The sequence below is a fragment of the Allobosea sp. BK604 genome, assembly GCF_004341515.1.
Lineage (GTDB): Bacteria > Pseudomonadota > Alphaproteobacteria > Rhizobiales > Beijerinckiaceae > Allobosea.
The window spans coordinates 592,083-606,008 of the sequence record NZ_SLZF01000002.1; the positions used below are offsets into that span (position 1 = coordinate 592,083).

Annotated in this window: 13 protein-coding genes; 10 read left to right on the forward strand and 3 right to left on the reverse strand. The window is 67.1% G+C overall.

Annotation, left to right across the window (positions count from 1 at the left end; translation table 11 throughout):
- Nucleotides 1–5: 5 nt before the first annotated feature.
- Nucleotides 6–674: a phosphoribosylanthranilate isomerase gene (locus EV560_RS08135; protein ID WP_131855231.1), complete on the reverse strand. Its 669-nt coding sequence runs from the start codon at nt 672–674 to the stop codon at nt 6–8.
- A gap of 121 nt (nt 675–795) precedes the next feature.
- Here EV560_RS08135 and EV560_RS08140 point away from each other — a divergent pair, with 121 nt between their 5' ends.
- From EV560_RS08140 to EV560_RS08185, 10 genes are all read left to right on the forward strand, one after another.
- The gene (locus tag EV560_RS08140) at nt 796–2,082 is read left to right on the forward strand and encodes a TAXI family TRAP transporter solute-binding subunit (protein WP_165923379.1); all 1,287 of its coding nucleotides are present in this window, start codon (nt 796–798) and stop codon (nt 2,080–2,082) included.
- Nucleotides 2,083–2,220: 138 nt separating this feature from the next.
- Nucleotides 2,221–4,044 (forward strand): translational GTPase TypA, encoded by a 1,824-nt coding sequence (gene typA / locus EV560_RS08145; RefSeq protein WP_131855233.1) that lies wholly within the window; start codon nt 2,221–2,223, stop codon nt 4,042–4,044.
- 74 nt (nt 4,045–4,118) lie between these two features.
- Nucleotides 4,119–4,622 (forward strand): hypothetical protein, encoded by a 504-nt coding sequence (locus tag EV560_RS08150; protein WP_165923380.1) that lies wholly within the window; start codon nt 4,119–4,121, stop codon nt 4,620–4,622.
- A gap of 103 nt (nt 4,623–4,725) precedes the next feature.
- Nucleotides 4,726–5,664, forward strand: coding sequence for an aldo/keto reductase (locus EV560_RS08155; protein WP_131855235.1), 939 nt, complete (start codon nt 4,726–4,728; stop codon nt 5,662–5,664).
- 271 nt (nt 5,665–5,935) lie between these two features.
- Nucleotides 5,936–8,986 (forward strand): DNA polymerase I, encoded by a 3,051-nt coding sequence (gene polA, locus EV560_RS08160; RefSeq protein ID WP_131855236.1) that lies wholly within the window; start codon nt 5,936–5,938, stop codon nt 8,984–8,986.
- Nucleotides 8,987–9,197: 211 nt separating this feature from the next.
- The gene (locus EV560_RS08165; protein WP_131855237.1) at nt 9,198–10,337 is read left to right on the forward strand and encodes an AI-2E family transporter; all 1,140 of its coding nucleotides are present in this window, start codon (nt 9,198–9,200) and stop codon (nt 10,335–10,337) included.
- A 98-nt stretch (nt 10,338–10,435) separates the two neighbouring features.
- Nucleotides 10,436–10,786 (forward strand): glycine zipper domain-containing protein, encoded by a 351-nt coding sequence (locus EV560_RS08170; protein ID WP_131855238.1) that lies wholly within the window; start codon nt 10,436–10,438, stop codon nt 10,784–10,786.
- A 2-nt stretch (nt 10,787–10,788) separates the two neighbouring features.
- The gene (locus EV560_RS08175; RefSeq protein ID WP_131855239.1) at nt 10,789–11,217 is read left to right on the forward strand and encodes a hypothetical protein; all 429 of its coding nucleotides are present in this window, start codon (nt 10,789–10,791) and stop codon (nt 11,215–11,217) included.
- 258 nt (nt 11,218–11,475) lie between these two features.
- Complete coding sequence (locus EV560_RS08180; RefSeq protein WP_165923381.1) at nt 11,476–11,976, forward strand: CHASE3 domain-containing protein; 501 nt, start codon at nt 11,476–11,478, stop codon at nt 11,974–11,976.
- On the forward strand, nt 11,898–12,800 hold the full coding sequence (locus EV560_RS08185; protein ID WP_131855241.1) for a sensor histidine kinase: 903 nt from the start codon (nt 11,898–11,900) through the stop codon (nt 12,798–12,800). Before EV560_RS08180 ends, EV560_RS08185 begins: the two co-directional genes overlap by 79 nt.
- A gap of 39 nt (nt 12,801–12,839) precedes the next feature.
- On the opposite strand, the gene EV560_RS08190 is transcribed toward EV560_RS08185, so the two are convergent.
- Both EV560_RS08190 and EV560_RS08195 read right to left on the reverse strand, forming a co-directional pair.
- The gene (locus EV560_RS08190; RefSeq protein ID WP_131855242.1) at nt 12,840–13,199 is read right to left on the reverse strand and encodes a response regulator; all 360 of its coding nucleotides are present in this window, start codon (nt 13,197–13,199) and stop codon (nt 12,840–12,842) included.
- Between the two features lie 191 nt (nt 13,200–13,390).
- Nucleotides 13,391–13,894: a DUF992 domain-containing protein gene (locus EV560_RS08195; protein ID WP_131855243.1), complete on the reverse strand. Its 504-nt coding sequence runs from the start codon at nt 13,892–13,894 to the stop codon at nt 13,391–13,393.
- Nucleotides 13,895–13,926 lie beyond the last annotated feature (32 nt).

Below are 13,926 nucleotides of genomic sequence, written 5' to 3' on the forward strand. Positions count from 1 at the left end.
CCTTCTTACAATTGCTCAGCGGCGCGGCGTGCCGCGGCGATGAAATCCCTGATCCGGCCGATATCCTTGACGCCCGGCGCGCTTTCGACGCCCGAGGAGACATCGACGCCGGCCGGCCTGGTGACGCGGATGGCGTCCGCGACATTCGCAGGCCCGAGCCCGCCCGATAGCATGAAGCGCCAGCCTGGGTCGAGTTCGGCCAGGATGCTCCAGTCGAAGGGCTTGCCGTGGCCGCCGGGATAGGCGGCGTCCTTCGGCGGCTTGGCATCGAGCAGGATGAGGTCGGCGACCGCTGCATGGGCCGGGATGACGGCCAGGTCGGCAGGGCCGGCGACGCCGAGGGCTTTCATCACGCGCCTGCCGGTGGCGGCGCGGATGGCGGCGACCTGCTCCGGCGTCTCGCGGCCATGCAGTTGCACCCAGTCGGCCTCGAGGTCCGCCGCCAGTTCGGCCGCCTGGTGCGGCTCGAAATCGACGACCAGCGCAACGATCTCGGCGCGGTCGCGGGCCATGGCGGCGAGTTCCCTCGCCCGCTCGCGCGTGACGAAGCGCGGGCTCCTCGGGTGGAAGTTGAGGCCGATCATGTCGGCGCCGGCAGCGAGCGCCGCTTCAAGGGTCTCCGGCGTGGAGAGCCCGCAGATCTTGACGAGGAAGGGAGCAGTCGGTCCGGACATTTGCACGCCATATCATATCGGCAGGTCGCGCCGCACTTGCGACATCTTGGCGGGCAAAGCAATGCTTGGGCGCAAGGGCAACATCAGGCGGCGGTGATCCGGCATGGGACGGCGAGGTTTCATGGGTCTGGCCGGCCTGCTGGCGATCTTCGGTATCGCCGCCTCGGTGTTCTATGTCCTCAACCAGCCCAGGACCCTGCGCCTTGCCGTCGGCCCGCTCGGCTCCGAGGATGCGCGTCTGGCTGCGGGCTTCGTGCAGGGCCTGAGCCGGGAGAAATCCGAGATCCGCATCCGGCTCATCCTGACGGAGGGTTCCGAGGAAAGCGCAAAGCGGATCGACGAGGGCCAGGCCGAGCTCGCGATCGTGCGACCCGATATCGCCCTGCCCGAGCAGGCCGATACCGCTCTGATCATCCGCCGCTCCTTTCCCTTCTTCATCACCCGCAAGGAGAGCGCGATCGGCCGTATCGCCGATCTGCGCGGCCACAAGGTCGGTGTCGTCCGCAACCCGCAGGGCAATCTGGCACTGCTCAAGCTGGTGCTCGAGCAATACGAGGTCCGCTCCGAGGAGGTCGACATCGTCCCGCTCAACCGCGATGAAGTCGTCGCCGCGGCGCAGGAGAAGCGCATCGACGCGTTCTTCTCGATCAACGCAGTCGGCTCGCGGACGAATAACGAAGGGCTCAGCCGGCTGCGCTCGGCCTGGGGCAACGACCCCGTCCTGATCCCGATCCGCGAGGCCGATGCGATCGCGGCGCGGCATCGGCCGATCGAGACCGGCGAGATCGTACGTGGCGCGCTCGGCGGCGACCCGCCCCGCCCGGCGGAGAACCTGCCGACGATCGCGATCACCTCGCGGCTGATGGCGGCGCAGTCGCTCGACGACAGTACCGTCGGCGACCTGGTGAAGGCGCTTCTGGGCCTGCGCATGACGTTGGCCGGCGAGCTGCCGTCGATCCAGGGGCTGGAAGCGCCATCGACCGACAAGGATGCGCCGCTCTCGGTCCATTCCGGCGCCGCCGCCTATATCGATGGCGAGCAGGAGACCTTCTTCGAGCGCTATGGCGACTGGTTCTATCTCGGCGCGATGGTTCTCTCCGTGGTCGGCACCGGCTTTGCCGGCCTGCTCAGCCAGGAGAGCGCGGCGCGCCGGCGCAAGGCGATGGCCGGGCTCGACCGGCTGGTCGCCATGCTCGCGGCCATCCGCGCCGAGGAGAACGAGGCGGCCCTCGTCAGCTACGAGCGCGAGGCCGATGCGGTGCTCGCCGACGTGCTGGGCAATTTCTCCCAGGGCAATGTCGACGCGGCCGGTCTCGCGGCCTACCGGCTGGCAATGGACCAGGTCGGCCGGGCCGTGGCCGAGCGGCGGCTCGTGCTGGTCGAGGCGCAGGAAAGCCCGGCGCCTTAAGCACATCCGCGCCGGCGAGGTTGCCCAAACGCCCTCCAACGTTTATGTGCAGCGCAGCGAATTCCAGATTCTCTTGAAGAGGGGCTGCGCCGGCCGGGCTTTCCGTGCCGGCTCGCGGTCATGAAAAGGCCCGTTCCGATGTCCATGCGCAACATCGCCATCATCGCCCACGTCGACCATGGCAAGACCACGCTCGTCGACAAGCTGCTGCAGCAGTCGGGCTCGTTCCGCGAGAACCAGCGCGTCGCCGAGCGCGTGATGGACTCGAACGACCTCGAAAAGGAGCGCGGCATCACCATCCTGGCCAAGGCCACCTCGGTTGTCTGGAAGGATGTCCGCATCAATATCGTCGACACGCCCGGCCACGCCGATTTCGGCGGCGAGGTCGAGCGCATCCTGAACATGGTCGACTCGGCGATCGTGCTGGTCGACGCCGCCGAAGGCCCGATGCCGCAGACCAAGTTCGTGGTCGCCAAGGCGCTGAAGCTCGGCCTCAGGCCCATCGTGGCGATCAACAAGGTCGACAAGCCTGATGCCCGCGTCACCGAGGTGATCAACGAGGTGTTCGATCTCTTCGCCGCGCTCGATGCCAGCGACGAACAGCTCGATTTCCCGATCCTGTACGGTTCGGGCAAGCAGGGCTGGATGGCGCATTCGCCGGAAGGCCCGCAGGACCAGGGCCTGGCGCCGATGTACGACCTGATCCTGAAGCACGTGCCGGAGCCGAAGGTCGAGGAAGGCCCGTTCCGCATGATCGGCACGCTGCTCGAAGCCAATCCCTATCTCGGCCGCATCATCACCGGCCGCGTCACTTCCGGCTCGGCCAAGCCGAACCAGACCGTCAAGGTGCTCTCGGGCGACGGCTCGGTGGTCGAGACCGGCCGCATCACCAAGATCCTCGCCTTCCGCGGCCTCGAGCGCCAGCCGATCGAGGAAGCGATTGCGGGCGATATCGTCTCGATCGCCGGCCTGGTGAAGGGCTCCGTCGCCGACACGTTCTGCGACCCCATCGTCGAAACCCCGATCAAGGCCCAGCCCATCGATCCGCCGACCGTCTCGATGACCTTCATGGTCAACGATTCGCCGCTCGCCGGCACCGAAGGCGACAAGGTCACCACCCGCGTCATCCGCGACCGCCTGTTCAAGGAGGCCGAGGGCAATGTCGCGCTACGGATCGAGGAAGCCTCCGACAAGGACAGCTACGTCGTCTCCGGCCGCGGCGAGTTGCAGCTCGCCATCCTGATCGAGACCATGCGCCGCGAGGGTTTCGAGCTTGGCGTCTCGCGTCCGCGCGTCGTGCTGAAGCGCGATGAGGCCGGCCAGCTGCTCGAGCCGATCGAGGAGGTCATCATCGACGTCGACGAGGAGCATTCCGGCGTCGTCGTGCAGAAGATGTCGGAGCGCAAGGCCGACATGCTGGAGATGCGTCCGTCCGGCGGCAATCGCCTGCGTCTCGTCTTCCACGCCCCGACGCGGGGCCTGATCGGCTACCAGGGCGAGCTGCTGACCGACACGCGCGGCACAGCGATCATGAACCGCCTGTTCCACGATTACCTGCCCTATAAGGGCGAGATCGGCGGGCGCCGCAATGGCGTGCTGATCGCGATGGAGACCGGCGAGGCCGTGGCCTACGCGCTCTGGAACCTCGAAGACCGCGGCCCGATGATGATCGAGCCGGGCTGGAAGGTCTATCAGGGCATGATCGTCGGCGAGCACACCCGCGAGAACGACCTCGAGGTCAACGTGCTCAAGGGCAAGAAGCTGACCAACATCCGCACCACCTCGAAGGACGAGGCCGTGCGCCTGACCCCGCCGATCCGGATGACGCTGGAGCGCTCGCTGGCCTGGATCGACGATGACGAGCTGGTCGAGGTGACGCCGAAGTCGATCCGCCTGCGCAAGGGCATTCTCGACCCCAACGATCGCAAGCGCTCGCAGAAGCAGAAGGAAGCGGTGGCCTGAGCGATCTGGCCTCCGCCACCACGACGACCGAGATCCTGCTGGTCACCGGGCCGGCAGGGATCGGCAAATCGACATTGTGCTGGGAGATCGCCGCGCGCCTCGCCGAGGCCGGCCTCCCCCATGCGACGATCGAGAGCGACGAGCTCGACCGGGTGTTTCCGCGCCCCGACCGGCCGGCCCTCGACGCGCTGAAGCCCTGCGCGAGCGATGTCAGCCAGCTCAACCTGGCGGCGCTCTGGGGCACCTATCGCAGCCTCGGCCATAACAGGCTGATCATGTCCGGCGTCATGATGCATGTCGCCCATGACAAGCGCTGGATCCTGGCCGCCATCCCCGACGCGACGATCATGGTCGTGCGCCTGCGCGGCAGCGACGCGACGCTGCTGGAGCGGCTCGACCGGCGCGAGATCGGCGTCGGGCGTGACGCGCAGATCGAGCGCTCGCTGCGGCAGGCCAAGCGGATGAACGGCGAGGATGCCCGGGATTTCCTGGTCGTCGATACGGATGGACGCTCGCCGCAGGAGGTCGCGCGCGAGCTTCTTGATCGCATCGGCTGGCTGGCGGCGGCGCCGGCCTGAACCGGCCCGCCATCTGCGCCTGAACGGCGTTGCGTGGGACGCTGTTGCCGCGGCGCGCCGGCTCTGTTGATATATCGTCCTTCCCATCGAAGGACTCCTCCCCATGCTCACCCGCAACCTCGGCCGCTCGGGCCTGCGCGTCTCCCTCGTCGGCCTCGGCTGCAACAATTTCGGCGGCCGGATCGATGATGAATCGACCCGCAAAGTCATCGACAAGGCGATCGACAGCGGCATCACCCTGTTCGACACCGCGGATGTCTACGGCAATCGCGGCGGCTCGGAAGAGGTGATGGGCAAGCTGCTCGGCGACCGGCGCAAACAGATCGTGCTGGCGACCAAGTTCGGCATGGTGATGGACGAGGCCGGGATCAAGAAGGGCGGCTCGCGCCGTTACATCATGGATGCGGTCGAAGCCTCGCTGAAGCGGCTCAAGACCGACTGGATCGATCTCTACCAGATGCATCGCTACGACCCGCTGACCCCGATCGACGAGACGCTGCGCACGCTCGAAGACCTGATCAGCCAGGGCAAGGTGCGCTATATCGGCTGCTCCAACTTCGCGAGCTGGCAGGTCGGCGATGCCGCCTGGACCGCCAAGCTGCTCGGCACCGAGCGCTTCGTCTCCTGCCAGGACGAATACAGCCTCATGGTGCGCGGCGCCGAGAAGGAGCTGATTCCCGCCGCAATGCATTACAATATGGGCCTCCTGCCCTATTTCCCGCTCGCCAACGGCCTGCTCACCGGCAAGTACAAGCGCAACGCGCCGCTGCCGGAAGGCGCGCGCATGACCCGGGAATCGCAGCGCGCCGCCGAGGTGCTGACCGACGCGAACTGGGAGAAGACCGAGAAGCTGGCCGCCTTCTGCGAGGCGCGCGGCAAGACCCTGGTCGAGCTCGCCTTCTCCTGGCTCGCAGCCCAGCCGGTCGTCTCCAGCGTCATCGCCGGCGCGACCAAGCCGGAGCAGGTCGAGGCCAACGTCAAGGCGGCCAGCTGGGCGCTGACGGCCGAAGAACTCGCCGAGATCGACACGATCACGAAGTGAGCCCGATTGGGCTGCGAGAGCCCTCTCCTGTAAGGAGAGGGCTTGTGAGGTCGGCCGGTTGAAGACCCTGCCGCGACCTCGCCCCCGTCATGACCTCACTCCCGTCATTGCGAGCGCAGCGAAGCAATCCAGGAGCCGTAGAGCTCTACGAGCCTGGATTGCTTCGCTGCGCTCGCAATGACGCGGCAGTGTCAGACTGCTGACAGGCTTTTGCGTCAGCCCGCTTCAACAAGCATGGACCGGCCCGCCCTGCCCGAATAAGGTCCGCGCCATGAGCACGACCGCACCCGATCTGAAGCCCGGCGACCATCTCTTCCTGGTCGATGGCTCGAACTTCATCTTCCGCGCCTATTTCCAGTCGATCAACCAGGACCGGAAATACCTGTCGCGCTCGGACGGGCTGCCCTCAGGCGCGGTCCGGCTCTTCGCCACCAAGCTCTTTCAGTTCGTGCGCGAGGGCGTGCTCGGCGTCAGGCCGACCCATCTCGCCATCGTCTTCGACAAGTCGGAGAACTCGTTCCGCAAGCAGATCTACCCGGCCTATAAGGGCAACCGCTCCGAGCCGCCGGCCGATCTCATCCCGCAATTCCCGCTGATGCGCGAGGCGGTGCGTGCCTTCGGGCTGATCCCGGTAGAGCAGGATGTCTACGAGGCCGACGACCTGATCGCGACCTATGCCCGGCAGGCGCGCGAGGCTGGAGCCGACGTGCTGATCGTCTCGGCCGACAAGGATTTGATGCAGCTCGTGCGGCCGGGCGTCGCGATGTACGACCCGGCCTCGGGCGACGCCAAGAAGGGCGCGGGTTTCCGGCCCGAGCGCAAGATCGGCGAGCCTGAGGTTGTCGAATATTTTGGCGTGACGCCGGACAAGGTGGTGGACGTGCAGGCGCTCGCCGGCGACGCGACCGACAATGTCCCGGGCGCGCCCGGTATCGGCATCAAGACGGCCGCGCAGCTCATCGGCGAATTCGGCGATCTCGAAACGCTGCTGGCGCGGGCCGGCGAGATCAAGCAGCCGAAGCGCCGGGAGACGCTTACCAATCCCGAGGTGATCGAGAAAGTCCGCGTCTCGCACAAGCTGGTCAGCCTGGTCGACGACGTGAAGGTCGAGACGCCGCTCAACGAGTTGACGCTGGCCCAGCCCGACCCGGCAAAGCTCGTCGCCTTCCTCAAGGCGATGGAGTTCACCACCATCACCAAGCGCGTCTCCGAGGCCTATGAAGTCGATGTCGCCGCGGTCGATCCCGATCCGGCGCTGGCACCGGGCGGCTCGCGCGCGGCCGAGCTCAAGGCGCTCTATGCCGGAGCGGATCTGCCGGTCGCAGCTGCGGTCGCCGTCGCGACCGATGGTGCGAATGTCGCGGTAGCCGCCGTCGTGGTCGAAGGCGCTGCATCTGCCGCCCCTGCGCTGGCCGACGGCATGCTGAAACCGGGCGATCTGGTGGCGCAGCGCCGCGACGAGGTGGCGAAGGCGCCGATCGACCGCGCGAGCTATGAATGCGTGCGCTCGCTCGCCGATCTGACGCGCTGGATCGGCTGGGCCTACGAGACCGGCCATGTCGCGCTCGATACCGAGACCAATTCGCTCGACGCAATGCAGGCCGATCTCGTCGGCATCTCGCTCGCGGTCGCGCCCGGCAAGGCCTGCTACATCCCGTTGCAGCACCGGGCCGGCGACGGGCTGTTCGATTCAGGTCTGATCGAGGGGCAGATCCCGGTCGCGGATCTCGTGACGGCGCTGAAGCCCGTGCTCGCCGATCCCGGCATCCTGAAGATCGGCCAGAACCTGAAATACGACCTGCTCGTGCTCGAACGCCACGGCATGCCCGTGTCGCCGGTCGAGGACACGATGCTGATCTCCTATGCGCTCGATGCCGGCAAGAACAACCACGGCATGGACAAGCTCTCGGAGCTGCATCTTGGCCACAAGACCATCGCCTATTCCGAGGTCGCCGGCACCGGCAAGGCGCAGGTAACCTTCGACAAGGTGCCCCTCGACAAGGCGACGGCCTACGCGGCCGAGGATGCCGATGTGACGCTGCGCCTGTGGCGGGCGCTGAAGCCCAGGCTCGCGGCCGAGGGCAAGACCTCGGTCTACGAGGTGCTGGAGCGACCGCTGGTCGAGGTGCTCGCCAATATGGAGCGGCGCGGCATCGCCATCGACCGGCAGATCCTGTCGCGCCTTTCCGGCGATTTCGCGCAGGGACTGGCCCGGCTGGAGGACGAGATCTACACGCTGGCCGGCGAGAAATTCACGATCGGCTCGCCGAAGCAGCTCGGCGATATCCTGTTCGGCAAGATGGGGCTTGCCGGCGCCTCGAAGACCGCGACCGGCCAATGGGCGACCGGCGCCGGCGTGCTGGAAGACCTCGCCGAGCAGGGCCATGAGCTGCCCGCCAAGATCCTGGACTGGCGCCAGCTTGCCAAGCTGAAATCGACCTATACGGATTCGCTGCCGGGCTATGTGAACCAGCAGACCCACCGCGTCCACACCTCCTACGCACTGGCTGCGACGACCACCGGCCGGCTCTCCTCCTCCGAGCCGAACCTGCAGAACATCCCGATCCGCACCGAGGCCGGCCGCAAGATCCGCACCGCCTTCGTCGCCGAGAAGGGTCACAAGCTGATCTCGGCCGATTACAGCCAGATCGAGCTGCGGATCCTCGCCCATATCGCCGAGATCCCGCAGCTCCGGCAGGCTTTCGCCGATGGAGTCGACATCCATGCGATGACGGCGTCCGAGATGTTCGGCGTCCCGGTCGAGGGCATGCCGAGCGAGGTGCGTCGGCGCGCCAAGGCCATCAATTTCGGCATCATCTACGGCATCTCGGCCTTCGGCCTCGCCAATCAGCTCGGCATCGGGCGCGAGGAGGCGAGCGCCTATATCCGCAAGTATTTCGAGCGCTTCCCCGGCATCCGCGACTACATGGACCAGGCCCGCACCAATGTGCGCGCCAACGGGCTGGTGACCACGATCTTCGGGCGCGTCTGCCATTTCCCGGCTGTCGCCTCGAAGAATCCGTCGGAGCGCGCCTTCGTCGAGCGCCAGGCGATCAATGCGCCGATCCAGGGCTCGGCCGCCGACATCATCCGCCGTGCCATGATCCGGATGGACGGCGCGCTCGCCGCTGCGAAGATCGACGCGCGCATGCTGCTGCAGGTGCATGACGAACTGGTCTTCGAGGTGCCGGAGCACCAGGTCGAGGCGGCGCTGCCGGTGATCACCAAGGTGATGGTCGACGCGCCGCACCCGGCGGTACAGCTGCGCGTGCCGCTGCAGGTCGACGCACGGGCAGCTCATAACTGGGACGAGGCGCACTAGCTCGCCATCTGTCCAGCCACGTCCGGGATGTCGCAAGGCGGCGCCGCGAAGGATATGCCTGAGAACGCTGGAGCATCCGTCGAGGCGTGAGCCTGCGGATCAGGCTTCAGGACAGAAGCAATAGCTTTCGGGCCTGCCCCGGAACTTCCCCGATAGCCAAAGGTTATTGGCCCGACGCGCCGGGAGCGTGGCGCGCGGGGGAACGTAGACCATGCTCAGCACGTCGGCCTGGAGGCCGTTTCCGCGCTATATGGCGGAACCCGAGACCATCGAGGACGATGGCGCGGTGACGCCCTATGAGCACGACCTGATCCTGCGTTACGCGATCGTCGGCATCTTCGTCATCCTCGCTACCGCGGCGCTCTACCAGACGCGGGTCATCGCTCTGCCGATCACAGCCGGCATGATCTTCGGGCTCGTGCTCGGACCGCTGGTCGACTGGCTGGTCCGGCACGGCGTGCCGCAGCATCTCGCGGCGGCCGCGATCGTCATTCTCGGTATCGTCGCCCTGCTCGCCGCCATCACGGTGCTCGCCGTGCCGATCGCGGCCTGGAGCGACCAGTTCCCGGCGATGCTGGCAGCGTTGCGGGCCAAGCTCTCCGGCGTCTTCGCCTTCATGGAGGAGTTCAAGAAGGCGGCGGCGAGCCTCTCGGGCAAGGAAGGCGTCGAGCTCAATGTATCGCAGGGCAATCCTCTGGTCGACATCGCGATGAGCTCGTCGGCGGCGGCCGGCGGCCTGCTGATCTTCGTCGCGACGGTCTATTTCTGGCTGGCGACGCGCAGGCACCTCAAGGCGCGGGCGCTCAGGCTCTGCCTCGGCCATAGCGCGCGGCGCTCGGCCGGCTCGTTCTTCCAGGAGATCGAGACGCGGGTAGCGCGTTATTTCGGGCTGGTGACGCTGATCAATCTCGCCATGGGCCTGCTGACCATGGCGATCGCCTGGCTCGCCGGCCTGCCCTTCCCGGTCTTCTGGGGCGCGCTCGCCTTCCTGCTGAACTATCTCGCCTTCATCGGCCCGATCATCGTCGCGATCATGCTCTTTGCGGCGGCGCTGCTCACCGCGCCGCTTCTGATCAGCGCGATCTGGCCAGCGGCCGTCTATTACGTGATGCATCTCGTCGAGGGGAATGCGGTGACGCCGGTCTTCGTCGGGCGCGGGCTGACGATCTCGCCCTTCCTGATCTTCATCGCCTTCATCTTCTGGCTCTGGCTCTGGGGTCCGGTCGGGGCCGTGCTGTCGACGCCGATCGTGCTGGTCGGCCTGGTGGCGCAGGAGGAATTCTCCAGATATCGCCGGGCGCAGGCCGAAGAGGCCGGGGCCGAGGCCGAAGCGGCCGGCAATGCGGCTTGAACCCGAAGCGGAACCGGAGTTCCCTTGGGACGTTGGCACGATGAGCAGCCGGGGCACGCTCGGCAAGCACGCGATCTCATGCAGAGGGGATGACAGACATGGCCACCACCGCCGCTTCCGCCAAGCGCCAGGCGAGCGCCACCGTCAGGCGGGCCAAGGCCGAAGCCTCCGCCGCTGCAGACGAGGCGGTGGACCGCGCCGCCTCGGCCAGCCGGAGCGCGAGCCGCGAGGCCGATGCGCTGATGCGCAGCGCCGAGGAACTCGCCGCCAGCGTCAGCGACAAGTTGAAATCCGTCGGCGTCGACACCGACAAGATGGCCGATGTCGCCAAGGAGCAGGCGGGCGAGTTGCAACGGCTGATCGAGGATGAGATCCGTGAACGGCCGCTGCGTGCGCTCGGGCTGGCGGCGGCGGTCGGCTTGTTCGTCGGCTTTCTCGCGGCGCGCTGACCATGCTCGGGGGGCTGGGAGCACTGATCACATCCGAGGTCAGTGGCGCGGTCAGGCGCAATGTCACGATCTACGGTCTTTACGGCTTCGCCGTCCTGCTGCTGCTCGCAGCGGTGGGATTCGCGCTCGGCGCGCTCCACACGGCTCTGGCGCAGTATTACGGCTCGGTCTCGGCCAGCCTGATCGTCGCCGGCGGGCTCTTCGTGCTGGCGTTGCTGGTGTTCGCCATGGCCGCCTATATCAAGAGCAGGCCCCGCCCGGCACGGCCGGTGGCGGCAACCGCCTTCGCTGCGGCGCCGCTCGCCGCGACCTTGCTGGGCTCGCGCAAGGGCTGGCGAGTCGGCCTTGCCGGCGCCGTCGTCGTGCTCGGCGCGGTCCTCGGCAGGCAGATCTTCAAGGCAACCGGCGATCGCGACGATGAGGAGGCCTAGGCATGGGCGCCGCCCGGGCAAGGCGCGTCAAGCGCCCCGGCCCGAGCTACGAAGCCGTATCATGCCAAGACTTTAGCGGACGATCTCCCCCGCAGACACGGCTCGTTTTGGGCCGTATGCGCTGATGCGGATGGGCGACCCGCCAGCCAGGGCACGGACTGGGTCCATCTTTTTACGTAGGGAATCGCGACTCCGTCGGCTATCACGGTGTCCATGCTCGCCCACGCAACGCAACGCGATCGGTCGTCCCGACTTCCGATGATGCAGCTCAGCGCGAGATTGCGCTCCGCCACAACGACGATCGCCGCGATCGGCGTCGTCGGCCTTGCGATCGTGCTCGCCGCCTGGATCAACACCAAGGCGGTCGAGGCGGCGCGGCAGGTGTCGCTCTCGATCGAGATCCGCGAGCGGGCCGAACGCTTCCTCGGTCATATCCGCGACGCCGAGACAGGCCAGCGCGGTTTCCTGCTGACCGGCGTCGACGCGTATCTCGCGCCCTATACCAGCGGTCGCGCCGCTGCGATGCCGGAACTGGAGTCGCTCGAGCGGCTAGTCCAGGATGCTCCCATGCAGCGGGAGCGGGCCGAGCTCATGCGCAGCCAGGCCATCCGCAAGCTGAACGAGCTCGACGCAACGATCGCGCTGGCGCGCGACGGCAAGCGGCCGGAGGCGCTTGCCCTGTGCGCGACGGCAATGGCATCGTCGCGATGGACGAGCTGCGCAACTCCGTCCAGCAGATCCAGCTCGCCGAGAACATAAGGCTGGTCGCGCTCAACAACCGCGAGGCGCGCCGGCGGCTCTGGGCCAGCATCGGCATCGTCGTGGCGCTGGCGGCGCTCGCCTTCGTGGCCTGGTCGCAATTGCGCTCGCGCCAGCGCCGCAGCGCCGTGCTGGCGATGACCAATGCCGAGCTCGAGCAGATCGTCGCCGAGCGCACGCAGCAGCTCGAAGGCGAGCGCGTGCGCATCGAGGCGCTGCTGCGCGACGTCAACCACCGTGTCGGCAACAACCTCGCCATGGTCTCGGCGCTGCTCAACGTGCAGAGCCGGCAGACACGCGAGCCCGCAGTCAAGGACGCGCTGACCCAGGCGCAGTCGCGCATCCAGGCTATCGCGGCCGGTCAGCGCCGCCTGCGCCTCGACATCGAGACCGACGAGATCGACGCCCGGCCCTATATGGAGGATCTCCTGGCCGAGATCGGCAAGGCGGCGGAGGGGCGGCCGATCCATATCGAGCTCGACATGGACTCGATCCGGCTGCCCGGCCGTGATGCGGTATCCTTCGTGGTCATCGTCAACGAGCTTGTCACCAACGCGATCAAGCACGCCTTTCCCAGCAATATTCCGGGCCGCATCATCATCGGGCTGCGCCAGAACAACGGATCTGAGGGGCCGGGGCTGAGCCTCAGCGTCGAGGATGACGGCGTCGGAACGCCGCTGGAGCTGGAGACCAAGGGCCTTGGCCAGACGGTGATCGCCAGCCTGCTGCGCAGCATGCGGGCGACGATGGCGACCGAGGCCGTGTCGCCGGACGCCGAGCGGCCGGGAACGCGGGTGACGCTGACATTCCCGAAACGGCAATAGGACGGCGGTCGTGGCTGAGGCTCGGTCCGGCCCGGACCGTCAGTGGACCTTGAGCGCGCCCGAGACGAAGTTGACGATCTCGCGCGTCGAGAAGGGCTTGCGCAGGAAGCGCACGGCGCGCAGCGGCAGCGGCACGTCGCTCGGGGTCGAGCCCGAGACGAAGGCGATCGGCGTGCCCCGGTCGAGCAGGCTCGCCGCGATGTCGAAGGTCTTGCCGCCGACCACGTCGATATCGAGCAAAGCGCAGGAGACGGGCGTGGCCGCGGCGCGGCGCGCCTCCTCGACGGACTCGACCACGATCAGCTCGGCGCGGTCCCCGAGCTTCTCCATGACGGCATATTCGATGTCCATCGCGATGAACGGATCATCTTCAACAATCAGGATGCGGATATCGGCCATGTGAATCCGGCGTCCCTTCCCCAACTCGAACCCTACCCAATGGCGGGGGGAACGTCGGAGATATCGCGTTGTTCCGGCCCGAGACCAGTGATCGGGCCGGAATAGCATCAAATTGAACTAAACTTGCGACAAGAAGGTTATCGAACCGTAACCATGGCGCCGAAGGGCATTTCGGCGCCGGTCTATTCGGTTCAACGCCGGCGACGCGGCGGCACCAGCGAGAGTTCGAAGCCGGTGACCCCGACCGCGACGTTGTAGCCGCGACGGCTCTGCAAGGAGAGGGGCTGAAGCGTTACCTCGTTATTGACGCCGCCAACCAGAAGGTTTCCGGAACCGCCTGCTCCGGCCGCCGCGCCCGCAGCCGCACCGACATAGGTGCCGGCGAGCGCGCCGAGCGGAGCGCGCGCATAGGGACCATAGACGCGCCAGGACATGGTGCTGCGGCGGATGGTGCCGAGATCGAGCCCGAAGCTGCGAACGACGCCGGTGTAACGTTGGACTGGCCCACGACGGGGCGTGAAAGTGCAGGCCATCGGACGCTGCGACGTCACGACGAGGCCGATTCCGCCCTCGACACTGCAGTTGAGCCGGCCCGCGGGAGCGCCGGTCTGCGCCTGAGCCGCGGAGGGAAGCGCGCCAAAGGCGGCGACGGCGAATGCGACCACAGTCGCGGCATTGGCAAACCGATGGCTCATCACGAATCTCCTAGGCAACATGGTTACTTGAA